Source organism: Tissierella pigra (assembly GCF_018917845.1).
Lineage (GTDB): Bacteria > Bacillota > Clostridia > Tissierellales > Tissierellaceae > Tissierella > Tissierella pigra.
The window spans coordinates 2,419,826-2,444,702 of sequence record NZ_JAHLPJ010000001.1 but is presented as its reverse complement, the minus strand read 5'-3'; the positions used below and the strand labels follow the sequence as shown (position 1 = coordinate 2,444,702).

The following is a 24,877-nucleotide window of genomic DNA, read 5'->3' as shown; positions in this document are numbered from 1 at the left end:
AAATGAAAGAAATCTCTTTATATATTCATATACCATTCTGTATAAGCAAATGTTATTATTGTGATTTTACGTCATTTTCCCATGAAAATCATAGAATTCATGATTATATAGGTAGTCTCCTAATTGAAATGGAACTGTATAAGGAAAAACTAAAAGATTATACTATAAAAACCATATTTATAGGCGGTGGAACTCCATCATCTATAGATGGAAAATATATATATAAACTCCTTAAGTTTATATATGAAAATTTCAATACTACTGGTTTAACAGAAATAACTATAGAAGCAAATCCAGGAACCATAGATAAAGAAAAAGTAAGGTTATACAAAGAAGCCGGAATCAATAGAGTCAGTATGGGAGTACAAACTCTAGATAATAATTTATTAAAATCCATAGGAAGAATTCATACCTCGGAAGATTTTTATAGAAGTTATGAATTGCTAAAGGGAGCAAATATAGAAAATATCAATGTAGATTTAATCTTTGGACTGCCTAACCAAACTATTGAAAATGTAATAGATTCACTAGATAAGATAATTCAAATTGGAGTAAAACACATATCTTATTATGGACTTATATTAGAAGAAAATACAAAGCTGTATAATTTATATAGGAAAGGAAGTATAACACTTCCTAATGAGGATATTGAAAGAGAAATGTATCATAAGGTTACAGAATATCTTATTAATTATGGATATAATCACTATGAAATTTCCAACTATAGTTTGGCAGGATATGAATGTAAACATAATTTAGTCTATTGGGACTTAGAACCGTATTTAGGATTAGGATTAAGTAGTCATTCTTATATGGAAAATAAAAGGTTTTTTAACGTATCTAATATAAATAATTATATAAAAAAGTTAAAGGAAAAGGATTTGCCAATAGATGGAGAAGAAATAATTAATTTGGAAACAGAAATAGAGGAATTTTGTATATTAGGACTAAGAAAAATAAAAGGAATAAATAAACTAGAATTTAAGAGAAGATTTGACGAAGAAATAGAAAATCGATATGAGGATATAATAAATAAGCATATAAATAATGGATTAATAGTAAATGAAAAAGGCTTTGTTAAATTAACAAAGAAAGGGTTAGATTTATCCAACTTAGTAGAAGTAGATTTTCTAAAATAATTTAACATTTTTATCAAAAACTATTGACAAAATTTATTAGTAGTGGTAACTTTAAATCGTAAGCATTAGCACTCAATAACATAGAGTGCTAATAACAAGTCTAGTATTTAAAATACTGAGGTGATAGAGTATGCTAGATAATAGAAAGCTTAAAGTTCTTTATGCCATTATAAATTCTTATATAATGAGTGCAGAACCTATAGGTTCACGAACAATAACTAAACAATATGATTTAGGAGTAAGCTCTGCTACCATAAGAAATGAAATGTCTGATTTAGAAGAATTAGGATATCTAAACAAACCTCATTCTTCGTCAGGAAGAGTTCCGTCAGATAAGGCATATAGATTATATGTAAATGAAATCTTAAAAAATCAAAATTATAAAATAGATTTAGAAAAGAAGGGCAAGATTAAAAAAATCTTAATTAGTGAATCAAGAGAAATAGAGCAGCTATTACAAAACTCTGCAAAAGTATTATCTGCTATAACCAGCTATACAGCCCTTGCACTATCTCCAAACATGAAAGGATCTAAAATAAAACATATTCAGTTAATACCAATTGATGAAAAACAGGTATTGATGGTTTTAATAAGCAATACTGGAACAGTTAAAAATTCTATTTTTAGATTGAATCAGGAGATACCAGAAGAACAGATTAATATAATATCTAATTATTTAACTCACAAACTAAAAGGTTTATCAATAGAAGAAATTGGTGAGGAATTATCAGAGGGTATAATGAAGGAAATATATGAATATAAGACCACTATAGATAAAATTATACCTATTATAAACCAATCTATGGAAGATATAGATAATGTTGATTTATATTCAGATGGTATAACTAAAATACTAAATTTTCCAGAGTATAAGGACTTAGAAAAAGCTAAATCTTTTATATCCTTTATAGAAGATAAAGATTTAGTTGTAGATCTTTTATTAAATAACTCTATATCTCAAGATATGGAAATAATAATTGGAAATGAAAATATTCATGAATCTATAAAAGATTGTAGCTTAATTACAACAACCTATAAACTAGGGGATAAAACCATAGGAAAAATAGGTATTATAGGCCCTACAAGAATGGATTACTTGAATTTAATAAATACATTGCAGTTATTTTCTGTAAACATTACAGAAATTATAGATATGCTCATGGGCAAACATATCTCAAGATAACTATAATATTTAAGAGGTGATGTAATGAAAAAAGAAAATGAAAACCCTAAAGAAGATGAGGAGTTAACAGAAGAAGTTATTTCTGATAGTTCTAATGAAGATTTGGAAGAAACTGAGGAATCAAAACAAGTAGAAGAGCTAAACAATAAATTATTAAGACTTCAAGCTGATTTTATTAATTTTAGAAAAAGAGCTGAAAAAGATAAGGAAAGTACAATTGCTTATGCTTTAGAATCTTTTGTATGCGATTTATTGCCTATAATAGATAATTTTCAAAGAGCAATGGAATCGGAAGAAGATAAGGAAAGCGGTTTTTATAAAGGTATAGAAATGATATACCAACAGTTAATAAAAACCCTTAATGACAATGGAATTGAAGAAATAAAATCCTTAGGAGAAGATTTCAATCCTAATTTCCATCATGCAATACTTATGGAAGAAAATACAGAATATGATGAAGGAAAAATATCTGAAGTGTTACAGACAGGGTATATATTAAAAGACAAAGTTATTAGACCATCAATGGTTAAAGTTGCAAAATAACATTTATTTAGGAGGAGTTATATATGGGAAAAATAATTGGAATTGACTTAGGTACTACAAACTCATGTGTTGCAGTAATGGAGGGTGGAGAGCCTACTATAATAGCTAATATAGAAGGAAATAGAACAACACCATCTATAGTAGCATTTACAAAGGATGGAGAAAGACTTGTTGGTGAAACAGCAAAAAGGCAAGCCATAACAAATCCAGATAGAACAGTAGCTTCAATAAAAAGAAAAATGGGTTCAGACCATAAAGTAAATATAGATAGTAAAGACTATTCACCAGAAGAAATATCAGCTATGATTTTACAAAAAATCAAGGCAGATGTAGAAAGCTATTTAGGTGAAACTGTTACTGAGGCAGTAATTACAGTGCCAGCGTATTTCACAGATAGTCAAAGACAAGCAACAAAAGATGCTGGAAAAATAGCAGGATTAGAAGTAAAAAGGATTATAAATGAACCAACAGCAGCAGCTCTTGCTTATGGAATGGATAAAGAAGAAGGACAGCATAAGATTATGGTATTCGACTTAGGTGGAGGTACTTTTGACGTATCTATACTAGAACTTGGAGATGGAGTATTTGAAGTATTAGCTACTCGCGGAAACAATAATCTAGGGGGAGACGACTTTGATGAAGCCGTAGTAAACTATATAGCTGAACAATTTAAAAAAGAAAATGGAATAGATTTAAAACAAGATAAAATGAGTTTACAAAGACTGAAAGAAGCTGCGGAAAAGGCTAAAAAAGAATTGTCTTCAACTATGTCAACAAATATCAATCTTCCATTTATTACTGCTACTCAATCAGGTCCATTACATTTAAATATGGATATTACAAGAGCGAAATTCAATGAATTGACTTCTAGCTTAGTTGATAAAACATTGGAGCCAGTTAGAGAAGCATTAAAAGATGCTGGTTTACAAGCTTCTGATATAGAAAAAGTGCTTTTAGTTGGTGGTTCAACTAGAATTCCAGCTGTTCAAGATGCAGTTAAGAAGTTAATCGGAAGAGAACCTCAAAAAGATATTAACCCAGATGAATGTGTTGCATTAGGCGCAGCAATACAAGGTGGGGTTCTTGCTGGAGAAGTTAAGGATATACTTTTATTAGACGTTACACCACTTTCTTTAGGTATTGAGACTTTAGGTGGAGTAACTACTAGATTGATTGAAAGAAATACAACTATACCAACTAAAAAGAGTCAAATATTTACTACAGCAGCAGATAACCAAACATCAGTAGATATTCATGTTCTACAAGGTGAACGTCAAATGTCTGCAGACAATACTACATTGGGAAGATTCCAATTAACAGGATTACCTCCAGCACAAAGAGGAGTTCCGCAAATAGAAGTAACTTTTGATATAGATGCCAATGGTATTGTAAATGTAAGTGCAAAAGACTTAGGAACAGGAAAAGAACAGAGAATAACCATAACTGCTTCTACTAAGCTTTCAGATGATGAAATAGAAAGAAAAGTAAAAGAAGCAGAGAGATTTGCAGAAGAAGATAAAAAGAGAAAAGAAACTATCGAAATAAGAAATAATGGAGATAATCTAGTTTATCAAACTGAAAAGACTTTAAAAGAAGTAGAAGACAAAATTGGGGCAGATGAAAAAGCACAAGTTGAATCCAAGCTAGAAGAGTTAAAGAAAGCGTTAGAGGGAGACGACTATGATGAAATTAAGCAAAAAACTGAAGAATTAACTGAAGCATTTTATTCTATATCTCAAAAAATGTATGAAAATGCTAATAACCAAGAAGGCAGTCAAGAAGCAAATGATGATGTAGTAGATGCAGACTACGAAGTAGTAGATGAAGAATAAAAAAAGAAAAATATATGAGCTAAATCATTTGATTTAGCTCATATATTTGATATAATTGTATGAGGAAATTTAAAGGTTGGTGAAATGATGAGGGATTACTATGAAATCTTGGGTATAGGTAAAGATGCATCAGAAGATGAGATAAAGAGGGCCTATAGAACTTTAGCAAAGAAATATCATCCTGATTTAAATCCAAATAATGAAGAAGCTGAAGCAAAATTTAAAGAAGCGAATCAGGCTTATGAAATATTAAGTGATCCAGAGAAAAAATCTAGATATGATAGATTTGGACACGCAGGAGTAGATCCTCAAGCAGGTGGATATGGTGAAGGCTTTGGAGGATTTGGTGATATTTTTGAAGATATATTTGATATGTTTGGTGGTGGATTTAGTAGGGGTTCAAGACGAAATGGACCAACTAGGGGTAATGATTTAAGGTATGATTTAAATCTAGAGTTTAAGGAATCCATATTTGGCACAGAAAAAGAAATACAAATTAGAAGAACAGAAAATTGCAGTTCTTGTAGCGGGACGGGAGCCAAACCAGGAACATCAAAGGAAACTTGTAGGACCTGTAATGGTAGAGGAGAAGTAAGATATGCTCAGCAAACTCCTCTTGGACAATTTGTAAGGACTTCTACTTGTGATACTTGTAATGGAACAGGTGAAATCATTAAAGAAAAATGTAATAGTTGTAATGGTTCAGGCAAAGAAATGAAGACTAAAAAGATTAAAGTTAAAATTCCTGCAGGTGTGGATAATGAGTCTATTATATCCATGAGAGGAGAAGGTGAATCTGGAGATAAAGGCGGACCTAGCGGAGATTTATATATTTATATAAATGTAGCTGAAGACCCAATATTTAAACGTACTGGAAATAATATATATCTAACTATACCTATTACATTTACAGAAGCAGCATTGGGAGCAGAAATACAAGTACCGACTTTAGAAGGGATAACAAATTATACTATTCCAGAAGGAACACAGACAGGAACTGAATATAGACTTAAAGGTATGGGAGTTCCATATCTTAGAGGACATGGAAGAGGAGATTTATTTTTTACTGTAGAAGTAGCAGTGCCTACTAAATTATCAGAGAAGCAAAAAGAATTATTAAGGGATTTTGCGAAAGAAACTGGAGAAGATATTAAAGAACATAAAAAAGGATTTTTTGGCAAGGTTAAAGATGCCTTTAATTAACAATCACTATACAGTGATTGTTTTTAAAATCATAGTGACTTTTATATTATGCTTAGGTTATAATTATTTTAAACTAAAAAGGATGTGTGTTTATGAATTGGACGGAAGTTAAAATAAAAACTACTGCCGAATTAGAGGACTTAGTATCAAGCATTTTATATGATGCAGGAGCTACGGGACTTGCTATAGAAGATCCAAGAGATATTCTTGAACTATCTAAGTATAAGGAAAATTGGGATTTTGTAGACCCTGATTTAATAAATATAGAATCAGACGAAATATCTATTAAAGCTTATTTTTCAGAAGAAGAAAATGTAGAAGAAATAATAGAAGAAATAAAAATTAGAATGAAAGCCAATTCTACCATAGCCTTAGGGTCAAATGAAATCAATATAGCAGTTATAAATGATGAGGACTTTGCAGATTCATGGAAAAAATATTATAAACCTCTTAGAATAGGAAAGAAAATATTAATTAAACCTTCTTGGGAAGAATGCACATTGGAAGAAGATGATATATTAATAGAATTAGACCCAGGCATGGCTTTTGGTACAGGAACCCATGAAACTACTATTATGTGTACTGAAGCTTTAGAAGAGTATGTAAAACAAGGCGATACAGTATATGATATTGGCTGTGGTAGTGGCATACTTAGTATAGTGGCAGCAAAACTTGGAGCGAAAAAAGTAGTAGGGGTGGACTTAGATGAAGTATGTGTAAAAGTATCTAATGAAAATATACAGTTAAATAATGTAAGTGATATTGTAGAAATTAAAAATGGTAATTTACTAGATGTAGTCGAAGGTAAGGCTAATATAATAGTATCCAATATAATAGCAGAAATAATTGCAAAAATGACAAAGGATCTAAAAGCATATCTAAAAGATAGTGGAATATTTATTACATCAGGTATTATTATAGAAAAAATTGATTTAGTAGAAAAGGCATTAATAGAAAATGGATTTAAAATTCTAGAAATTAAGAAACAAAATAGTTGGGCTTGTATTATAGCTACTAATAATTAGGTGAGAATATGCACAGATTTTTCGTTGAAAAGGAACAGATACAAAACGATACTATAGAAATAATAGGGACCGATATAAAGCATATAAAAGATGTTTTAAGAATAAAAGCAAGTGAAAAAATTGAGATTGCCTCAGAGGGCATGACTTATATTTGTGAAATAGAGTATATGGATAAAAGTAAAGTAATTTCAAAGATAATAGATAAAAATCAAGGTTCTAACGAATCAAATATAAATATTACATTATATCAAGGATTGGCCAAAGGGAGTAAAATGGATTTAATCATACAAAAATGTACAGAAATAGGAGTAAAGGAATTTTATCCATTGGCAAGTCATAGATCAGTAGTAAAAATAAAAGATATTAAAAAAGAGCAATCTAAAGTAGAACGATGGAATACCATAGCAGATGAAGCAGCGAAACAGAGCAAGAGAGACATTCTTCCAATAGTAAAAGAAATTCTTACATTTGATGAAATGATTCTTTTATTAAAGGACAAAGAAAATATACTTGTACCCTATGAAGATGAAAAACAAGAAACCATAAGAAAAGCATTAAAAAGTATGGAAGGAAATGATATACATTTAATAATAGGTCCTGAAGGTGGATTTGAACCTGATGAAATACAAAGATTAAAGGAAATAGGAGCAAAAATAGTAACCTTAGGGCCTCGCATACTTAGAACAGAAACAGCTGGAATTGTATCAGCAACAATAACACTTTATGAACTTGGAGACTTAGGAGTGGTTTAATGAACAAAGTAGCTTTTTATACACTACGTGTGAGGAAGTAAACCTAAATATGGCTATTTTTAATTCTTTTGTAATCCTTGCAAAGACACCAGTACAATAAAAATAAATTTAGTAAACAAAAGACCACTTTGTATTAAAAGTGGTCCTATTTATTCCTTTAAAAAACATCTAATCGATATAGATTCACCTTTTCTTTCTATGATCCCTCTATCCATAAATTCTTGCAAAATAGAATGGGCACCAGATCTCTCAAGCCTGTTAGTTTTTCCACATCTTTCCGGGTAATAGATTGATGTTCCTCTAGGTATTCTAATAACATAGGTTCAAATGACAAATATAAAAACTTTTCTCTGGTCCTGATTTTTTGTTGAGCAATTTCTTTGTAAGCAAATTTATGAACAATACCATTTACAAAGGTTATTGACATGACCTTCTTGTCATTTACAACTACTTTTTCTATTACAGTTTGAACAAAGTCTTTTATTAAATCTATGGAGACAGTATCTAATAGCTTTCTAATCTTTCCATAGCTTTTTCATATTTTTGTTTTTCTTTTTTGAGATTTTCCAGTTCTAAGTTTGTAGTAGATTCATTGACAACTTCTGGTTTGTCATATTTCTGATTCTCAAACCCATATACAAATATAGAGTAAGTTTGTACAAGTCCTTCTCTATCAATTCCAGCAACGTCGATAAAAGATTTTCCTTTGAGTAATATTTTTTCAATATCTTTTAATGAGTGCTTCTTGACTATTGAATTTTGGAGTTTTATAAAGTTAGAAATATAATTTAGTATGAAAGGTAGTAGAGTTATATCACTTATAAAATTAGTACATTGTTCCTCATTGAACTGTCTTGTTGAACATGTATATCTAGAAGGTCTATATCCGTCTTTTCTAGGACTATCAAGTCCAGCATGACAAGCAGTATCACAATTCCCACAATAAACCATTCCAGAGAGGATATGAGTGTTTATATTTGATCTCTGATACTGACCCCTCTATAGTTATTAGTTAACATTTTGTTTACTTTTTTAAATTGTTCAGAAGAAATAATACCTGGATGATTATTTTCGATTACTACCCATTCCTTTTCATCTTTCCATCTTCTGTTAGGACTAGTTTTTACATTATAACGATAGGTTCCTATGTAGAAAGGATTTCTAAGTATATCGCCAACGGTTTTAGCTGTCCATTTGCCTCCACGTTTGGTTTTTACTTCTTCTAGGTTTAATTGACGAGCTGTCTTGGGAGTTGATTGGTTATTTTCGTATAGATTATAAATATATTTTACTGTGGAAGCCTCATTTTCATCTATAACGGGAAACTTAATCTCGTCTGACCATTTATATCCTAAAGGTACAGTTGCACCATTCCACAGTCCTTTTTCAGCTCTAGATAGCATAATAGAATATACACGCTCACCTGTAAGCTTTCTTTCAAGTTCAGCAAAAACAAGTATTATTTTAAGCATAGCTTCTCCCATAGCTGAAGATGTATCAAATTGTTCATTTTTAGATATAAATGCCACATTATTTTTCTTTAATTCTTCATACATTTTAGCAAAATCTAATAAATTTCTTGATATTCTATCTATTTTCCAGACGATAAGATGAGTAAATTCGCCTTGCCTAATACGGTTCATCATATCTTGAAAGGCTGGCCTGTCCATATTTTTTCCGGAGTAACCTGCGTCAGAAAATACTTCAAAGTCATCAATCCCTAAAACGTACTTAGCATAATTAATAAGTTCCTTTCTTTCTTAGAAGAATTAGGATATAAAGACGGAAAAGTAACAATAGAATATAAATAATCCTTAAGACCATGGAGTAAAATCTAGGTTTTTTATTTGTTGGTATATATTTGTTATGGTATAATTGGGTTAAGTTTTAAACTAGCGTATATGAGATAGGGAATAATTTGAAGTATGTCATAATAGATTGTCAATAGAAAATTAGATATAATTGAAAAGGGGGTATATATGTTTTGGAAAGGATTAATATGTTTTTCAAGATGTCTCTTTGTTCCTTAATATTAATATTTTGTCGTAGTTTTCAATTGTTAGATGGAGGTATTTCACCATTTTTTGATTTGTTTGGTAATCCTCCTTATTGGCTAGATTTAATTATGTTTAGGTTATTAGCGTTAATCAGTATTGTTGGAAGTTTTATTTTGTTCTATTCTTTAGTTAACTTTTTTATAGAATGCTTTAATTATCTTAAAATAAAAAAATAATAAAATTTGAGATGTTGTAAACCAACATAAACATACTCTCTATATACTTAATATAAAGGGGCATTAACTATATGCTAATGCAATTGTATCAGTAGTAGAATTATATAAAACAGTCATTAATGTATTCAATGAATATGAGAAAACTTATTACCGAAAACCTAGTGGGATAGAAGATGAGGACTTATCATAAGTGACTAATTCTAAAGTCTGCTATATTAGAAAGGGTGATAACAATATTTTATAAATATGATAAGGCTCTAAAGTAAAATGAACTGACTAATGTCAAGTAGACAAATAATTTAATTTAAATATTATACACATGTGGATGCATGGTTTCGATATTCTAAAGGAGCCATGCATCTTAGTTTTTTTTGAAATCTTTTTTCATTGTAAGATTTAATATATTCAACTATTTTGTCTCTGAATTCTTCAAGTGTTTTAAACTTTTTTCCATATCTCATTAGGAGTCTTAGTGGTAAAATCTCTTGATAAAATATTCTCTTTTGTATGTTCTGTTTTTATTTTCTTACGATTAACTTTCTTTTTTCTAATTCTGGCTGTAATACCTAAAATATTCATAAGTCTATGAATATATCCTTATGAAAATGATTTATGATTTAGTTTGTTAATGAACATAGTCATTCTTCCATACCCTAAAATTCCATCAAAGGTTGAATGATATTCAGTAATTAGTAAACATAATAGTTTATCTTGATTTTCTTTTTCGGATGTAATCCTATCCTTATATTTGTAGTATCCACTTCTTGAAATTCCTAGAACTTCACACAGTTTGATTACTAGATAAGCTTTATCTTTAAAAAAATCTATTGTTTCGTATTCTGCTTCCTGCCTTACTTTCGAGAGCGAAGTTTCTTTTCGAATTCCTCTCTTTTTTAAGAACTTCAAGTTCAAATTTTCTTCTTTTTCTTAATGATTTTTCTTTTTCAAGCTCTAGCTTTAACTTCTCTATTTCTGTTAAATTGCTTTCATCAATTTCAGACTTTGCCTTTGGTCCACGCTTTTGATACTTTAGTACTTCTGACCTCTTGTCTATATATGTCCTTGTCCATTTGTATACCAGTGCGTAAGTAATTGAATACTTATCAGCTACATCTTTATATATTTAGTAGCTAAATTTGCCATTGAATATTTGCCTAAAGTATATTCCTTTATTGCTGACAACTTAAACTCTTTACTATACTTCGATTTTTTTCCCATAAAAAATACCTCCAAGTAGATAATCTAATTTTAATTAATTAAACTGTCTACTTTAGAAGTATCATATCAAAATCTAGGTTCTTTTTTATTTTTAAAAAAATTTTTAAATAAATATAGAATATATTTCTAGGGGGTAACTATATAGGCGGTAGAGAATTAACTAGAAAAATGTGTCTATACTGCTTTTAGTGGAAGTAATAGAATTTACACTAGGGGTTATTATAACTTTTAGTGTTACAATAAAATATTTACTTAAATTAGAAATTTTATAAAAACAAATATACTTTAGAGGATATGGATAAGTTGAAATAATACTATGATGAAAAATATAAACTTCTTATAAATTACCGTTTAAATTAATTTAATATAAAATAATATCAAATTAATTTATTTTTAACCTTATTTGATATATAATACTTGTATATGATATTCTTAACTAATATTTCCAAGTGAAAATGAAAGATAAGTAGAAAAAGATTTTTTAGGAATAGTTCATGATAAAATATCTAATTTTTTTAGAATGTATATTGTCTATCTATAATAGTGTAAATATTATAGTAGATTGACAAATCATTATAAATAGATGTGTATGATATGTTTAGATATAATAACAAGTAGTAAAATAAGATGATATTACAAATAAATTGCTAGGTCGACAAAAATTACCCATACAGCCCAGTAAAACCAAGCAACCAAAAGATTCGTATTTAATAGAACTATATTAGAATGTAAATAAAGAAGAAGCAAAAAAGAATAAAGATATTGACACAATTTAATAGAACTATATTAGAATGTAAATTTACATCTACTACTTCTGTAGTTCCGTCATTATTTAATTTAATAGAACTATATTAGAATGTAAATTTTTCATAATAGCCTACAGATCTATCAGAAATTCCTATTTAATAGAACTATATTAGAATGTAAATGAAATGCTAGATGAAGGAATCAAAAAAAAATTAAATTTAATAGAACTATATTAGAATGTAAATGAGCTAGTATTGTCTTTGATTAGAAAGGAGGCTATTATGCTTAATTTTGAAATAGATTATCCTTCATCAAATTATAAAAGTTATATTGAATCTGTTTATGAATTTTGTAAAAATAATGGATTTTCAATGATTTTAAAGGGTTCTTTAGCAAGAGGCGCAGCAACAAAATTTTCTGACATAGACTTAATAATTTTAGGCAACATTGATAGTCATAGAGTTGATGAAATTATTTCACTCTATGGTAATCCCGTAATGATAAATTTTACTGAAAACCCTAAAGGTATATTAATCTTGGTCTATCAGGATAACATTTCTGTCGATTTGGACATAAGGGAAACAATTTCACAACAAGATTTGCAAAACAGTATAGTTCTTTTGAAAGATGATACAAACTTTATCATAGATAATAAAGAAATTATAAGAAAACAACTAGAATTTAATTACATACCTAATAGACCAGAATGGTATAAGGTATTAAGGTTATTACATAGGGGAACTATAAAGTATCTATCTAATAAAACTGACAGTGCATATGATTTATTAGAAGAAATTAAAGAGAGTCTTATTTCATTAAAAATTACTGATTTAAGTTTTAATAATAATTTTGAAGATGATATAAAATGTATTTTTGATAAACTTTGTAAAAATTTTGAAGTGGACTCGCAAATTGAAGTTTTATTTCACAATCTATTCAAAGAATTTAGGATTAAAAGGATTTATTGAGAGAAGAGAAAACCTTCCTAGAGCATTAAGAGTTATTAGACCAGAAAATTAATCCTGGTCTTTTTTTATTTTTTGAAAGAATTTATAATAGATTTTAAACTTGAAAAATCGACGGAAAAATACTATATTTTATATTTTTTTATGACATTTAATTATATTTATAATCTAAAAAAATATTATATTGTAAAAACTGAATTGATTATAGTATAGTTTGTAGGAATTTTCTTATGAAGAAATGAAGGGATTATCATCTTCCTTGTAGTATATTATAATTAACAGAATAAAAGGAGGTGATTTTAGAAAGATAAAAGGAGGTGATTTTAGAAAAATAAGAGGTGTTTTTAAAAAAAATAAGAGGTGTTATAATAATAAGGAGGGAGATCTTTGAAATCTAAGAAAATAGCTTTATCTTTATTAGCAATTGTAATGGTTATGGTTACCTGCATACCTAGTTATGCACATATAAATGATAATAATTATAATCCAAGACTTACCAGCTTATTTTATAAGGCTGATGATAATGAGATAGTTGCTTATTATGATGGACAACCTATTCAAAAAAAAGATATAGTTGTTAAAACAGGGGAAATTAAAGAAAGTAGAATAATAGAAATTAAAAATTCAAATAAAAGCTTAAAAAAAATAGACATAAACCTTGATGAAGTAAAAACAAATGTACAGTCTTCTGTCTCAGATTATATTCCATCAGGATATACTGAAGCTGTTGTAGTAAAACATTTAGGAGCGCCTAATCTTAATCAAAAGACTACAGACCATTATTTAACAAACGATACAGGTAAAGAATTAGCAGGAACATTAGATTTTGATTTAAGAAGTCAATTTATTTGGTTGTTAAGTGGATTTATTCCTACAGTGGGTCCCGTCATTACAGTTACAGGATTTTTCACCTCTGCAAGAGATGCCGATTTAGCTAAAAAAATAAGAACTCAAACTGATAGAGGATATGATGTTATGTGGAGATGTATAGAAACTAATTATGGAACTTTTCATACAGCTGAGTATTGGGGAGGGCGATATATTGATTTAAGTTTAATTGATAGTAATTATGCTACAGAGGTACTTGTGGCTGTAAGTTATAGATAGGTATAATTTTATTAATAATAAAGTGTTTTTATAAAAACACTTTATTATTAATTTATAAAAAGGATTGAGAAAATGATATGTCCATATTGTAATAAAGATATGAAAAAAGGTATAATTCATGGGGATAGATATAAATTAAAATGGATCCCTGATGAAAAAGATAAAGGAGTATTTTTACAAGCTTTTGTAAAAGGTATTGATTTAGAAAAAAATAGGAATGGAATAATAACCTATTATTGTGAGAAAGATGAGATATTTCTAATAAAAAATGATGTTTAAGAAGAATAAATTTTAGATATTAAATCATATATTTTTAAGATTTTGAGTGTCTTAGTTTCTTTTTTCGAGGAAATTAATGGGATTAAAATTTAGTAGCATCTTTCATATATATTTAAAGAATTTAGAATTAAAAGGATTTATTGAGAGAAAAGAAAATCTTCCTAGAGAATTAAGAGTTATTAGACCAGAAAATTAATTCTGGTCTTTTTTTATTTTTTGAAGGAGTTTTAAAACTTATGTAGAAATATATAAGTAAATCTATATGAGGGGTGATAAGTTATGTTAGAGAATTGGCTACTTATATCTAAGGATTTATTATGTTCTTTGGAAACTATGAAATTTACAGAAGATGAAAGAAACTACATAACTAGTGTATTGAAAAAAGTTATAGATGTATCATTAGTAGAATTAGAACAGGAAAGAATGATAGTATAGAGTTTTGAGAGATATGGTGTTAATTGACTATACTAGAAAGATTTATTGCAATATTATATTATCACAGATATGATAAGATTCTAGAGTAATCTAGGGTCTTTTTTGATTTTGGAGGATTTGAATATTGTTCTTAGAAAAAGTGACTTAACATTTTGGTCTAGAATCAATTTTTCCGTAGGGATTAATATAATTACATGCCATGTAAACAAATACTTTTCTTAGGGCTTATACACGCTTTAAAAGACTATATCGAATGTTTATGATTATTTTAGTAGGAATATAAGCTTTATCTTGTTTAAATATATACATTATATTAAAATCAATGTTATAATTAAAAGATACAAGAAAGAAAAAAGTATTTGAAAAGATTTTTGTTTATGTATATAATTAAATACGTTATTAGGGATAATAAAAAAAGTTATATATTTATACATCATGCAAAAAAATAGAGAGGGATAAAATGAATAATATAGATATAACACTTAGTGGTGAAGAATTTTTCCATCGCTATGGAAGAAAAAAGACCGTAAGTATATTCACTTTAGGGTGTAAAGTAAATCAATACGAGACAGAAGCTATGGAAGAAATATTTGAAAAAGATGGATATATAGTTGTAAATAGCGAAGATATAGCTGATATATATGTAATAAATACCTGTACAGTGACAAATTTATCTGATAGAAAGTCAAGGCAATTCATATCTAGAGCTAAAAAGTTAAATCAAGATGCTGTAATTGCAGTAGTAGGATGTTACTCCCAAGTGTCTCCAGAAGAAGTATCAAAGATTGAAGGGGTAGATGTTATTATTGGTACTACTGAGAGACATAGAATATTAGAACTATGTAAAGAAGCAAAGAAAAAAAGTGAGAAAATAAACATAGTTAAAAATGTAAATACACAAAAACAATTTGAACCTATAAATATAGATGAAATAAAATCTAAAACTAGAGCTTATATAAAGATTCAAGATGGGTGTAATCAATTTTGTTCTTATTGCATAATACCATATGCAAGAGGTCCAATAAGAAGCAGAAGGCTAGAAGAAATAATTGGAGAAACTGAAAAATTAGCTAAAGTCGGATTTAAAGAAATAGTTTTAGCTGGAATTCATGTGGCATCATATGGTAAAGATATAGATAAAACACCTTTAACAGATGTACTAAAGGCAGTGGCTAAGGTAGATGGAATAGAAAGGATTAGGCTTAGTTCTCTAGAGCCTACTTTAATAGATGAAGAATTTATGAAGACCATAGTTAATATAGGAAAGGTTTGTGACCATTTTCATTTATCTTTACAATCAGGTTCTGATACTGTTCTTAAAAGAATGAACAGAAAGTATACTACTTCTCAGTATAAAGATATTGTAAATTTAATAAGAAAACATATGCCAAATGCAGGAATTACAACAGATATAATAGTAGGATTTCCGGAGGAAACAGAAGAAGAATTTAACCAAACTTTAGAGTTTGTAAAAGATATTAGATTTTCTAAGATTCATGTATTTAAATATTCTCCAAGGAAAGGTACTCCTGCAGCAGAATATAAAAATCAGATAGATGGAAATATTAAAAATAGTAGATCAGAAAAGCTAATGGCTTTAGGAGAAAAATTAATGTTTGAATTTAACTCTACTTTTGTAGGAAAAACATTATCTGTATTATTTGAAGAAGAAAGTAAAAGAGAAAAGAATTTTATAGAGGGATATACTACAAACTATATTAGAGTGAAATCTAAACAAGAAATTAACAATATAGGCAGTATTAATGATATAAAGATAAAGGAAGCTAAAGATGATTTTCTAATAGGGGAGTAAAATTATATTACGATTGGGAGGTGAATTAATTGACGGATTGTTTGTTTTGCAATATAATTAAAGGCAAGATACCAAGTAATCTAATATATGAAGATGAAAGGGTTATAGCATTTGAAGATATTAATCCTCAAGCACCAGTACATTTTCTTGTAATACCTAAAGAACATATAGAATCAGCAGCCTACATAGATGAAAATAATAAAAATCTTATGGGTCATATATTATTTGTAGTGTCTAAAATAGCAAAAAGTAGAGGATTAGAAGAAGGCTATAGAATAGTAAATAACTGTGGTATAAACGGTGGACAAACTGTAGAACATATACATTTCCATGTATTAGGTGAGAGAAAAATGTTATGGCCACCGGGCTAAATACTAGTTGAAATATTTGAAATTTTAATGTATAATAATCTAGTGTGTAGCCCAATAGTTATAGTATGAAAGTACTCTTGCAGTAGAGAGAGGAGGGAGAAGTCGATGTCAGAAATTAAAGTTGGAGAAAACGAATCTCTTGATAATGCGTTAAAAAGATTTAAAAGACAATGTGCACGTGCTGGCATTTTAGGTGAAGCTAGAAAAAGAGAGCACTATGAAAAACCAAGCGTTAAACGTAAAAAGAAATCCGAAGAAGCCAGAAGGAAAAAACACTCTAAATTTTAATTGAGAAGGTGAAGTAATGTCCCTTAAAGAAAAACTAATGGAGGATTTAAAAGACTCCATGAGAAATAAAGATACAATTAAAAAGAATACTATTACTATGATAAGGGCAGCTATAAAGCAAAAAGAAGTAGATGAAAGAATAGATGTATCTGAAGAGGCCATACTAGAAATCATATCTAAGCAATTAAAAGAAAAGAGAATGGCTATTGAAGAATTTAAAAAAGGACAACGTGAAGATTTAGTAGAGTTGACAGAAAAAGAAATGGATATTCTTTTAGAATACTTACCTAAACAGCTTTCAGAAGAGGAAGTTGAAGAAATAGTAGCTGAAACCATAAAGGAAGTAAATGCTACTTCTATGAAAGACATAGGTTTAATAATGAAAACTGTAATGCCAAAGGTAAAAGGTAGAACTGATGGCACTATTGTAAATAAAATAATAAAGAAAATTCTTAATTGACCTGGGTATTTTACCCAGGTTTTAACATATAAACTATTTTATGAAACATATAAACTATTTTATGATATAATATTTAAATAACTATTTAATTTAATAGTTATTTTATAAATTTCTGGGTAATAGTATATAGAAGGTCGGATTTAGAAGATATAATGGGGGTGTTATAATGAAAAAAAGATGGACGGCTATATCTATACTAATGATAATCTTAATTTTATCAAACATTGCATATGCAGATGGCAATACTCAAGTAAAGTGGGCTGAGTACATTTCTAATCCTTACATTAGTAGTTTATTATTAACAATAGGACTCGTTGGATTGGTAATTGAAATCTTGACACCAGGCTTTGGCATTGGTGGTGTAATCAGTATAATTGGTTTTGGGCTATATTTTGGAGGAAACTCACTTGCGGGAAACTCAAATTGGTTTTCATTACTTTTATTTGTCATAGGACTAATACTTTTAGTGATAGAGGTAACAGTACCAGGATTTGGACTTCCAGGTATTAGTGGAATAATATTAGTAAGCCTAGGGATAATTCTTGCTATGGATTCTTTTGCTGTGGCTTTAGTATCTTTGAGCATTGCTATAATAATTACTTCTATTGTAACTGTAATTTTAATTAAAATGGGTTTTAAAAGTAATGCTCTTAATAAAATTGTATTAGATACAGAAAATAAAGATGAAAAAGGATATTTATCAGTGGATTCTATGAATCAATATGTTGACAAGGAAGGAACTAGTATAACGGAACTTCGCCCAGCTGGGTTTATAGAAATAGATGGAGTGAAATTAGACGCTTTATCAGATGGAAATTTTATTCCTAAAAATGTAACCATAAAAGTGTCAAGGGTAGAAGGTTCAAAAATATTTGTTAGGAGGGGTTAATATGGGTTCAGCATTTTTCCCAATAGGTTTTGCATTATTTATTATAATTGTTGTAATGCTTTTCTTTTCATTTGTGCCAGTTGGACTTTGGATTACGGCATTTTTCTCAGGAGTTAAAATATCCATGTCTACACTTATAGGTATGAGACTTAGGAGAGTATCACCATCTCGATTAGTAAATCCAATGATTAAAGCTACAAAAGCAGGATTAGTTATTAAAATTAACGAATTAGAGGCTCATTATTTAGCAGGAGGAAATGTAAATACTTTAGTAGATGCCTTGATTGCAGCACAAAGAGCTAATATTCCATTGGAATTTGAAAGAGCCGCTGCTATAGATTTAGCAGGTAGAAATGTATTAGAAGCTGTTCAAGTATCAGTTAATCCTAAGGTAATAGAAACTCCACAAATAGCTGCAGTAGCTAAAGATGGTATAGAGGTAGTAGTTAAAGCGAGAGTAACTGTAAGAGCTAATATTGAAAGGTTAGTAGGAGGAGCAGGAGAAGAAACTATTATAGCCAGAGTAGGAGAGGGAATTGTAACTACTGTAGGTAGTTCAAACTCTCATAAAGATGTATTGGAAAATCCAGATAGCATATCTAAGACTGTACTTGATAAAGGACTAGACTCAGGAACTGCTTTTGAAATACTTTCCATAGATATAGCAGATGTAGATGTAGGTAGAAATATAGGAGCTACACTTCAAATGGATCAAGCAGAAGCAGATAAGAAAATTGCAGAAGCTAAGGCTGAAGAAAGAAGGGCAATGGCAGTAGCTAAGGAACAGGAAATGAGGGCAGAAGTACAGGCCATGAGAGCTAAAGTAGTAGAAGCGGAAGCAGAAGTGCCATTGGCTTTAGCAACAGCTTTAAAATCAGGTAATTTAGGAGTTATGGACTATTATAATATGAGAAATGTGTTGGCAGATACAGATATGCGTTCATCAATATCTAAAATAGCTGAAGACGATAAGAAGCAGAAATAAGGAGGGATTACTATGCCCGGTCCTATACTATTCTTTGTACTCATTATTGTAATAGACTTAATTTTAAAATCTGTAAAAGATAAGCAAAAAATAGAAGAAGTAAAAAATCAGAGAATTCCAGAAATAAATAAAGTACCTAAAGAAACTAGAACACTGGGAGAATTAAGAAAGATTTTACAGGAAGAACTTCAAAAAGAATTATCTAAAAAAGAAGATAAAACCATAGATAAAAAAAGTATTCAAGCTAACAACAAGAAAGAACACAAGATTACAAAGGTAGACTTAGAAAGAAAAAAATACTATAAAGAAACAAATAATGTGGATACTGTGAAAACTGTTAAATCTATGGAATCATTAAGTGAAAAAAATATTGAATACAAAAAAGAAGAAATACAAAAAGATATTTTAAGAGGAATAATATTTTCTGAAATCTTAGCTCCTCCTAAAAGTGTACAAAATCAAAAAAGAAGCCTATAAAGCCATAGGCTTCTTTTTTATGTGGAATAGTCTTTTCACAAAAGGCATAGAATTAATCGGAGGGATTAATATGAAAAGACCATTAGAAAACATAAAGTATAATATTTCAGAAGCTTTAGAACTGCCTATAGATATTATGATGGACTTACCAAGACTAACAGTAATAGGTAATGTTGAAGCCTCATTATTAAATCACAAAGGAATAATAGAATATACTGAAAAGATCATAAGAATAAATACAAAATCAGGGATATTTAAAATAACAGGAGAAGATTTGGAAATAAAAACTATACTATCTGAAGAGATTATTATTATGGGAAATATTGAAAATATAGAAATCATAAGCTAGGGAGTGTTGATATGCTAGCTATAAAAATATGGAATTATTTTAAAGGATATGTTATTATTAGGGTTGAAGGATTAACACTGGAAAGATTATTAAATTTAGCAGCAACACATGATATATATCTTTGGGATATAAAAAGAAAAAACAATCTTGTATTAGAGATGAAATCCACAACTAGAGGATTTAAGGAACTAAGAGAAATCGTCAAAAAAGTAGGATGCCGGGTAGAAATAAAAGACAAAATAGGACTTCCATTTAGTATACTGAAGCTAAAAGAAAGAAAAATGTTAGTTGTAGGTTTTTTGATGTTTTGTATAATAACCATATGGCTAACATCTACTATCTGGAATATAGAAATAATAGGAAATGAGCAAACACCAAAGGAAGAGATAATTTCTTTACTTAAAGATAACAATATAAATATAGGCAAATTAAAATTTAATATGGATAAAGATAATATTAAGTATATGTTAATAGATAATTATGATTATTTCTCCTTTGTCTCTGTAAATATAAAGGGAACAAAAATGACTATAGAAGTAAAAGAACAAGATTTGCCACCTGAAAAAGTAGATAAGTCATATCCATGCCATATAGTAGCAAAGAAAAAAGGAGTTATAGTTAAAGTTGTACCTAGAAATGGCAGAGCAATTGTAGAAAAAGGTGAAGTAATTAATGAAGGAGAAATCCTTATAGCGGGTATACTAACTAATGAAAATAGGGAAGAACAGATATTAGTTCATGCAGAGGGAGAAGTAATGGCATTAACTAGATATAGCAGCATTATAAAAGAACCTATAGTAAAAAATGAAGAAAGGGAAACAGGAAAAGTATACAAGGAAAAAGGAATTAAATTTGGAGATAAAGGTATTATTTTTATGAAAGGAAATATTCCTTTTACTAATTACAAAGAAATGGAAACAAAAAAAGATTTAATAAATCTTCAAAAATATAATATAAGTTTTCCAATTAAAACAGTGAATTACGAATATAGAGAAGTAGAGCTAAAGGAAATTAAACAAAATATAGATTTTTTAAAGAGAGATTCTCAAATTAAAGCTACAAAAGAAATAAATAGTCAATTACCTGAAAATGTAGAAATACAATCAAAGAATACTAGACATCAAATAGATGGAAATATATTAACTACCCAAGTAATAGTAGAAGTACTAGAAGACATAGGAAGAAAGCAAATTATAGGGAACAAGGAGGAATAAGTTTGACAAACAATATAGAAGAAAATAGTATTGTAATAGAAAACAATGAAACTTTAAGAGAATTATTTGGAGATTTAGATGAAAATATTAATATAATAAAAGAAGAATTAGGAATCAACATAGCAACTAGAGAAAATGAAATAAAATTATATGGAAATAGAGTATCTATAGACTTGGGAGAAAGTTTGATTTATAATTTAATTGATATAATTAAAAAACATGGAAAACTTGATAAGCAAGAACTTAGATACTCCATTAAACTTTTGCTGGATGGACAAGGAGAATATGTAAAAGAATTATTAAATGAAGTAATTTGTGTTACAGCTTCAGGAAAAAGTATCAAACCTAAAACCTTAGGACAAAAAAAATATTTAAATGCAATTAAATCCAATGATATAGTATTTGGAATTGGACCTGCAGGAACAGGAAAGACATATTTAGCTATGGCAATGGCAGTTCAAGCTTTTAAAAATAAGGAAGTGAATAGAATAATTCTTACAAGACCAGCAGTTGAAGCAGGGGAAAGCTTAGGATTCTTACCTGGAGATTTACAAGAAAAAGTTGACCCATATTTAAGACCTATCTATGATGCCTTATTTGACATATTAGGGGCAGAATCCTACGGTAGATATATTGAAAAAGGTGTAATTGAAGTAGCTCCTTTAGCTTATATGAGAGGCAGGACTCTTGATTCATCATATGTTATATTAGATGAGGCACAAAACACTACAAATGAACAGATGAAAATGTTTTTAACCAGACTTGGATTTGGTTCAAAGGCTATTATTACGGGAGATATAACTCAAATTGATTTGGCTAAAGGAAAGGAATCAGGTCTTAAAGGTATTACAAATATATTAAATGATGTTAGAGGAATAGACTTTATATATCTTACAAAGCATGATATAGTTAGACATCCTTTAGTTCAAAGGATAATAGATGCTTATGAAAGATATGAAGATACTAAAGATAAGTAAAATATAGATAATAAAGATTTTAGGCAATGAAAATAGAAGAGTTTACTTGGTTATTGCTTGTGATTTTTTACGGCAATTCTTTTTTTAACTTTTAATAGAATGAAATCAATAAGTAAAATTAATATCAATACAGAAAATCGGAGGCATATGCCATGGAAATATATATAGATAATAGGCAGGATAAAATAAAGTTAGAATATGATATTGAAAGGATAATTGAAAATGTAGTAAAAGAAGTTTTAAACTTAGAAGAAGAATCCCTAGATTGCGAGGTCAGTGTGTCATTTGTAGATAATACAGAAATAAGAGAGTTAAATAGAGAGTATAGATCCATGGATAAGGAAACAGATGTATTGTCTTTTCCAATGGAAGATGACTTTTTCCTAGAAGGACCTACCTTATTAGGAGATATAATTATTTCCTTGGAAAAGGCATTGGAACAATCTGAAGATTTTGGACATTCTCTAGATAGAGAAATTGCGTATTTAACAGCCCACTCTATGCTTCACTTATTGGGTTATGATCATATGGAAGAAGATGAGAAGGATATAATGAGAACAAAAGAAAAAGAGATAATGAAAAGATTAGGGATATTCAAAGAAAACAAAGGGGATTAAAATATGAAAAGGAAATCCATAATCGATAGTTTTAATTTTGCAGTTTCTGGAATCATCATAGCATTAAAGACTGAAAAAAATATGAAAATACACTATATAATTGCCCTTGGAGTTATAATTTTAAGTCTTTTTTTTGATTTCTCCAGGGTAGAATTTCTTTTATTATTGTTTTCAATAACATTAGTAGTTGTAGCTGAAATGGTAAATACTGCATTAGAAAGAGTAATAGACTTAATCACACAGGACTATCACCCATTAGCACGTTTAGTAAAGGATGTGGCAGCAGGTGCAGTTTTAATTGCAGCTATTAACTCTATAATAGTAGGATATTTACTTTTTTTCGATAGATTAAGTGAGTATACAAATTTATTATTATTTAAAATAAGAGGATCATCCGTTCATCTTACTTTTGTGGCACTATTAATAGTTATACTTTTAACCATAGGGCTTAAAGCCAAGTTTTATAGAGGGCGGGGTACACATTTTCAAGGGGGGACAGTAAGTGGTCACTCTGCAGTATCATTTTGTGTAGCTACAATAATAGCTTTTTTAGCACAAAATATGTTAGTTACCACATTGACTTTTTCCCTGGCTATTCTAGTAGGTGAAAGTAGAATCGAAGGAAAAATACATAGCCTTATGGAAGTTATATTTGGTGGAATACTAGGAATATTAGTAGGAGTCTTAGTGTTTCAAATCATAGGATAAGGGGGACCAAAATGAAATTAAGAATAAGAATTATTTTATTAGCAGCTTGTGTAGCTTTAATGCTAACTGGATGTAAGAAGTCAAAAGTAGAAGAACCAGCAGTAATAGAAAATTCAGAAGAAGGAGAAGAAACTTTAGAAGAAACAAAAGAACCAGAAAAAGTGGGTGTGCCTTCACCTTTAAGTGGAATATATGTAGAAGAATCAAAGGTAAATAGAAGACCTGTGGCAATTATGTTTGATAATCATCATGGTGCTAGATGGCAATCTGGTTTAAAGGATGCAGAAATAGTATATGAAGCTTTAGTTGAGGCTCCTTATACTAGATATATGGGTATATATCTAATAAACGACCCAGACTCCATTGGACCAATTAGATCAGCTAGACCTTATTTTATAACATCTGCTTTAGAGTATGATGCTGTTTACGTTCATGTAGGTGGAAGCGCACAGGCGAAGTCAGACATTAAATCCTTAAAAGTAGCAGATATAGATGGATTAAGTAGTTCCAACAAAGTGTTTTGGAGGAAGTCTCATAAAAAGATGCCTCATAATCTATATTCAAGTATGGAAATTTTAAGAGCAACTCAAGAGGAAAGAAAATACAGGTTAGATGGAGAATATAAACCTTTTAAATTTTATGAAGATGATACGGATATTGAAGGGGATATTGCCAATAATATTATTATTAAGTATAGGAAGAATAATACTACTGAATATAATTATGATACTGAAAATAAGGTTTATACTAGAAAGAAAGATGATAAACTACATATAGATGAATCAGATGAGACTCCTATTGTAGCTAAAAATATAATAATTCAAGAGGCAAAAACAAAAGTACTTGACAATGAAGGCAGATTAGATGTTCAATTAATGGGAGCAGGAGAAGGAAAATATATAACCAATGGCAAAATAATAGATATAAAATGGGCAAAGACATCGAGAAATGATAAAACCATATATACAAATTTAGAAGGAGAAGAAATAACTCTAAATCCAGGAATAACATGGATTCAAGTTGTTGAACCAAAAACAGAGATTACAATAGAGTAAAATAAATCCAAAA

Annotated in this window: 29 protein-coding genes and 1 CRISPR repeat array; of the genes, 24 read left to right on the top strand and 5 right to left on the bottom strand. The window is 29.1% G+C overall.

The features are described 5' to 3' along the window. Positions 1-2: 2 nt before the first annotated feature. From hemW to KQI41_RS11935, 7 genes are all read left to right on the top strand, one after another. Positions 3-1,139, top strand: coding sequence for a radical SAM family heme chaperone HemW (gene hemW, locus KQI41_RS11965; RefSeq protein ID WP_216585356.1), 1,137 nt, complete (start codon positions 3-5; stop codon positions 1,137-1,139). A gap of 130 nt (positions 1,140-1,269) precedes the next feature. Beyond that, positions 1,270-2,322 carry a heat-inducible transcriptional repressor HrcA gene (hrcA, locus tag KQI41_RS11960; protein WP_216585355.1) on the top strand — a complete coding sequence of 351 codons (1,053 nt, stop codon included), beginning with the start codon at positions 1,270-1,272 and terminating at the stop codon, positions 2,320-2,322. A 24-nt stretch (positions 2,323-2,346) separates the two neighbouring features. Further along, on the top strand, positions 2,347-2,865 hold the full coding sequence (gene grpE / locus KQI41_RS11955) for a nucleotide exchange factor GrpE (protein ID WP_216585354.1): 519 nt from the start codon (positions 2,347-2,349) through the stop codon (positions 2,863-2,865). 23 nt (positions 2,866-2,888) lie between these two features. Continuing rightward, a complete protein-coding gene (dnaK, locus tag KQI41_RS11950; protein WP_154442186.1) occupies positions 2,889-4,697 on the top strand; it encodes a molecular chaperone DnaK in 1,809 nt (602 codons plus the stop codon). An 84-nt stretch (positions 4,698-4,781) separates the two neighbouring features. Next, positions 4,782-5,900 carry a molecular chaperone DnaJ gene (gene dnaJ, locus KQI41_RS11945; RefSeq protein ID WP_326828357.1) on the top strand — a complete coding sequence of 373 codons (1,119 nt, stop codon included), beginning with the start codon at positions 4,782-4,784 and terminating at the stop codon, positions 5,898-5,900. 92 nt (positions 5,901-5,992) lie between these two features. Continuing rightward, the gene (prmA, locus tag KQI41_RS11940) at positions 5,993-6,925 is read left to right on the top strand and encodes a 50S ribosomal protein L11 methyltransferase (RefSeq protein WP_154442184.1); all 933 of its coding nucleotides are present in this window, start codon (positions 5,993-5,995) and stop codon (positions 6,923-6,925) included. A gap of 8 nt (positions 6,926-6,933) precedes the next feature. Beyond that, a complete protein-coding gene (locus KQI41_RS11935; RefSeq protein ID WP_154442182.1) occupies positions 6,934-7,677 on the top strand; it encodes an RsmE family RNA methyltransferase in 744 nt (247 codons plus the stop codon). 504 nt (positions 7,678-8,181) lie between these two features. On the opposite strand, the gene KQI41_RS11930 is transcribed toward KQI41_RS11935, so the two are convergent. The 5 genes from KQI41_RS11930 to KQI41_RS11910 form a co-directional block, all read right to left on the bottom strand. Then, positions 8,182-8,628 carry a hypothetical protein gene (locus KQI41_RS11930; protein ID WP_154442180.1) on the bottom strand — a complete coding sequence of 149 codons (447 nt, stop codon included), beginning with the start codon at positions 8,626-8,628 and terminating at the stop codon, positions 8,182-8,184. 20 nt (positions 8,629-8,648) lie between these two features. Next, complete coding sequence (locus tag KQI41_RS19310) at positions 8,649-9,395, bottom strand: recombinase family protein (RefSeq protein WP_326828358.1); 747 nt, start codon at positions 9,393-9,395, stop codon at positions 8,649-8,651. A gap of 826 nt (positions 9,396-10,221) precedes the next feature. Beyond that, positions 10,222-10,371, bottom strand: coding sequence for an IS3 family transposase (locus KQI41_RS19400; protein ID WP_154442176.1), 150 nt, complete (start codon positions 10,369-10,371; stop codon positions 10,222-10,224). A 136-nt stretch (positions 10,372-10,507) separates the two neighbouring features. Beyond that, the gene (locus KQI41_RS11915; RefSeq protein WP_154442174.1) at positions 10,508-10,816 is read right to left on the bottom strand and encodes a hypothetical protein; all 309 of its coding nucleotides are present in this window, start codon (positions 10,814-10,816) and stop codon (positions 10,508-10,510) included. A gap of 201 nt (positions 10,817-11,017) precedes the next feature. Beyond that, a complete protein-coding gene (locus KQI41_RS11910; protein WP_216585353.1) occupies positions 11,018-11,128 on the bottom strand; it encodes a transposase in 111 nt (36 codons plus the stop codon). A gap of 705 nt (positions 11,129-11,833) precedes the next feature. Next, a CRISPR array of direct repeats spans positions 11,834-12,120; the repeat unit is 29 nt; unit sequence ATTTAATAGAACTATATTAGAATGTAAAT. Between the two features lie 36 nt (positions 12,121-12,156). Between KQI41_RS11910 and KQI41_RS11905 the strand changes: the two genes are divergently transcribed. From KQI41_RS11905 to KQI41_RS11825, 17 genes are all read left to right on the top strand, one after another. Continuing rightward, the gene (locus KQI41_RS11905) at positions 12,157-12,843 is read left to right on the top strand and encodes a nucleotidyltransferase domain-containing protein (RefSeq protein WP_154442172.1); all 687 of its coding nucleotides are present in this window, start codon (positions 12,157-12,159) and stop codon (positions 12,841-12,843) included. A 384-nt stretch (positions 12,844-13,227) separates the two neighbouring features. Next, the gene (locus tag KQI41_RS11900) at positions 13,228-13,947 is read left to right on the top strand and encodes a hypothetical protein (RefSeq protein ID WP_154442170.1); all 720 of its coding nucleotides are present in this window, start codon (positions 13,228-13,230) and stop codon (positions 13,945-13,947) included. Between the two features lie 72 nt (positions 13,948-14,019). Next, positions 14,020-14,226 (top strand): PF20097 family protein, encoded by a 207-nt coding sequence (locus KQI41_RS11895; protein WP_154442168.1) that lies wholly within the window; start codon positions 14,020-14,022, stop codon positions 14,224-14,226. Positions 14,227-14,505: 279 nt separating this feature from the next. Further along, entirely contained in the window at positions 14,506-14,661 is a 156-nt protein-coding gene (locus KQI41_RS11890) for a hypothetical protein (RefSeq protein WP_154442166.1), read from the top strand. 460 nt (positions 14,662-15,121) lie between these two features. Then, a complete protein-coding gene (mtaB, locus tag KQI41_RS11885; RefSeq protein ID WP_154442164.1) occupies positions 15,122-16,474 on the top strand; it encodes a tRNA (N(6)-L-threonylcarbamoyladenosine(37)-C(2))-methylthiotransferase MtaB in 1,353 nt (450 codons plus the stop codon). Between the two features lie 29 nt (positions 16,475-16,503). Then, a complete protein-coding gene (locus KQI41_RS11880; RefSeq protein WP_154442162.1) occupies positions 16,504-16,845 on the top strand; it encodes a histidine triad nucleotide-binding protein in 342 nt (113 codons plus the stop codon). Positions 16,846-16,950: 105 nt separating this feature from the next. Further along, the gene (rpsU, locus tag KQI41_RS11875) at positions 16,951-17,133 is read left to right on the top strand and encodes a 30S ribosomal protein S21 (RefSeq protein ID WP_154442160.1); all 183 of its coding nucleotides are present in this window, start codon (positions 16,951-16,953) and stop codon (positions 17,131-17,133) included. 16 nt (positions 17,134-17,149) lie between these two features. Further along, positions 17,150-17,593 carry a GatB/YqeY domain-containing protein gene (locus KQI41_RS11870; RefSeq protein WP_154442158.1) on the top strand — a complete coding sequence of 148 codons (444 nt, stop codon included), beginning with the start codon at positions 17,150-17,152 and terminating at the stop codon, positions 17,591-17,593. Positions 17,594-17,759: 166 nt separating this feature from the next. Next, positions 17,760-18,482 carry an NfeD family protein gene (locus KQI41_RS11865; protein WP_154442156.1) on the top strand — a complete coding sequence of 241 codons (723 nt, stop codon included), beginning with the start codon at positions 17,760-17,762 and terminating at the stop codon, positions 18,480-18,482. A 1-nt stretch (position 18,483) separates the two neighbouring features. Next, a complete protein-coding gene (gene floA / locus KQI41_RS11860) occupies positions 18,484-19,467 on the top strand; it encodes a flotillin-like protein FloA (RefSeq protein WP_154442154.1) in 984 nt (327 codons plus the stop codon). Between the two features lie 12 nt (positions 19,468-19,479). Next, the gene (locus KQI41_RS11855) at positions 19,480-19,944 is read left to right on the top strand and encodes a hypothetical protein (protein ID WP_154442152.1); all 465 of its coding nucleotides are present in this window, start codon (positions 19,480-19,482) and stop codon (positions 19,942-19,944) included. A gap of 70 nt (positions 19,945-20,014) precedes the next feature. Then, on the top strand, positions 20,015-20,293 hold the full coding sequence (yqfC, locus tag KQI41_RS11850; RefSeq protein WP_154440148.1) for a sporulation protein YqfC: 279 nt from the start codon (positions 20,015-20,017) through the stop codon (positions 20,291-20,293). 11 nt (positions 20,294-20,304) lie between these two features. Beyond that, on the top strand, positions 20,305-21,507 hold the full coding sequence (gene yqfD, locus KQI41_RS11845) for a sporulation protein YqfD (RefSeq protein WP_154440149.1): 1,203 nt from the start codon (positions 20,305-20,307) through the stop codon (positions 21,505-21,507). Positions 21,508-21,509: 2 nt separating this feature from the next. Continuing rightward, positions 21,510-22,484, top strand: coding sequence for a PhoH family protein (locus tag KQI41_RS11840; protein ID WP_154440150.1), 975 nt, complete (start codon positions 21,510-21,512; stop codon positions 22,482-22,484). A 152-nt stretch (positions 22,485-22,636) separates the two neighbouring features. Continuing rightward, on the top strand, positions 22,637-23,101 hold the full coding sequence (gene ybeY / locus KQI41_RS11835; RefSeq protein ID WP_154440151.1) for an rRNA maturation RNase YbeY: 465 nt from the start codon (positions 22,637-22,639) through the stop codon (positions 23,099-23,101). A 3-nt stretch (positions 23,102-23,104) separates the two neighbouring features. Then, positions 23,105-23,809 (top strand): diacylglycerol kinase, encoded by a 705-nt coding sequence (locus KQI41_RS11830; RefSeq protein WP_154440152.1) that lies wholly within the window; start codon positions 23,105-23,107, stop codon positions 23,807-23,809. Between the two features lie 11 nt (positions 23,810-23,820). Next, positions 23,821-24,864, top strand: coding sequence for a DUF3048 domain-containing protein (locus tag KQI41_RS11825; RefSeq protein ID WP_154440153.1), 1,044 nt, complete (start codon positions 23,821-23,823; stop codon positions 24,862-24,864). Positions 24,865-24,877 lie beyond the last annotated feature (13 nt).

Excerpts from the sequence above, each read along its gene's own strand:
- KQI41_RS11830 (WP_154440152.1), top strand. The coding sequence starts at position 23,105 with ATGAAAAGGAAATCCATAATCGATAGTTTTAATTTTGCAGTTTCTGGA.
- rpsU (WP_154442160.1), top strand. The coding sequence starts at position 16,951 with ATGTCAGAAATTAAAGTTGGAGAAAACGAATCTCTTGATAATGCGTTA.
- KQI41_RS11910 (WP_216585353.1), bottom strand. The coding sequence starts at position 11,128 with ATGGGAAAAAAATCGAAGTATAGTAAAGAGTTTAAGTTGTCAGCAATA.
- KQI41_RS19400 (WP_154442176.1), bottom strand. The coding sequence starts at position 10,371 with ATGAGATATGGAAAAAAGTTTAAAACACTTGAAGAATTCAGAGACAAA.
- KQI41_RS11870 (WP_154442158.1), top strand. The coding sequence starts at position 17,150 with ATGTCCCTTAAAGAAAAACTAATGGAGGATTTAAAAGACTCCATGAGA.
- hemW (WP_216585356.1), top strand. The coding sequence starts at position 3 with ATGAAAGAAATCTCTTTATATATTCATATACCATTCTGTATAAGCAAA.
- KQI41_RS11855 (WP_154442152.1), top strand. The coding sequence starts at position 19,480 with ATGCCCGGTCCTATACTATTCTTTGTACTCATTATTGTAATAGACTTA.
- KQI41_RS11930 (WP_154442180.1), bottom strand. The coding sequence starts at position 8,628 with ATGGTTTATTGTGGGAATTGTGATACTGCTTGTCATGCTGGACTTGAT.
- grpE (WP_216585354.1), top strand. The coding sequence starts at position 2,347 with ATGAAAAAAGAAAATGAAAACCCTAAAGAAGATGAGGAGTTAACAGAA.
- ybeY (WP_154440151.1), top strand. The coding sequence starts at position 22,637 with ATGGAAATATATATAGATAATAGGCAGGATAAAATAAAGTTAGAATAT.
- dnaK (WP_154442186.1), top strand. The coding sequence starts at position 2,889 with ATGGGAAAAATAATTGGAATTGACTTAGGTACTACAAACTCATGTGTT.
- dnaJ (WP_326828357.1), top strand. The coding sequence starts at position 4,782 with ATGATGAGGGATTACTATGAAATCTTGGGTATAGGTAAAGATGCATCA.
- KQI41_RS11935 (WP_154442182.1), top strand. The coding sequence starts at position 6,934 with ATGCACAGATTTTTCGTTGAAAAGGAACAGATACAAAACGATACTATA.
- yqfD (WP_154440149.1), top strand. The coding sequence starts at position 20,305 with ATGCTAGCTATAAAAATATGGAATTATTTTAAAGGATATGTTATTATT.
- KQI41_RS11865 (WP_154442156.1), top strand. The coding sequence starts at position 17,760 with ATGAAAAAAAGATGGACGGCTATATCTATACTAATGATAATCTTAATT.
- yqfC (WP_154440148.1), top strand. The coding sequence starts at position 20,015 with ATGAAAAGACCATTAGAAAACATAAAGTATAATATTTCAGAAGCTTTA.
- mtaB (WP_154442164.1), top strand. The coding sequence starts at position 15,122 with ATGAATAATATAGATATAACACTTAGTGGTGAAGAATTTTTCCATCGC.
- floA (WP_154442154.1), top strand. The coding sequence starts at position 18,484 with ATGGGTTCAGCATTTTTCCCAATAGGTTTTGCATTATTTATTATAATT.
- KQI41_RS11895 (WP_154442168.1), top strand. The coding sequence starts at position 14,020 with ATGATATGTCCATATTGTAATAAAGATATGAAAAAAGGTATAATTCAT.
- KQI41_RS11905 (WP_154442172.1), top strand. The coding sequence starts at position 12,157 with ATGCTTAATTTTGAAATAGATTATCCTTCATCAAATTATAAAAGTTAT.
- hrcA (WP_216585355.1), top strand. The coding sequence starts at position 1,270 with ATGCTAGATAATAGAAAGCTTAAAGTTCTTTATGCCATTATAAATTCT.
- prmA (WP_154442184.1), top strand. The coding sequence starts at position 5,993 with ATGAATTGGACGGAAGTTAAAATAAAAACTACTGCCGAATTAGAGGAC.
- KQI41_RS11890 (WP_154442166.1), top strand. The coding sequence starts at position 14,506 with ATGTTAGAGAATTGGCTACTTATATCTAAGGATTTATTATGTTCTTTG.
- KQI41_RS11825 (WP_154440153.1), top strand. The coding sequence starts at position 23,821 with ATGAAATTAAGAATAAGAATTATTTTATTAGCAGCTTGTGTAGCTTTA.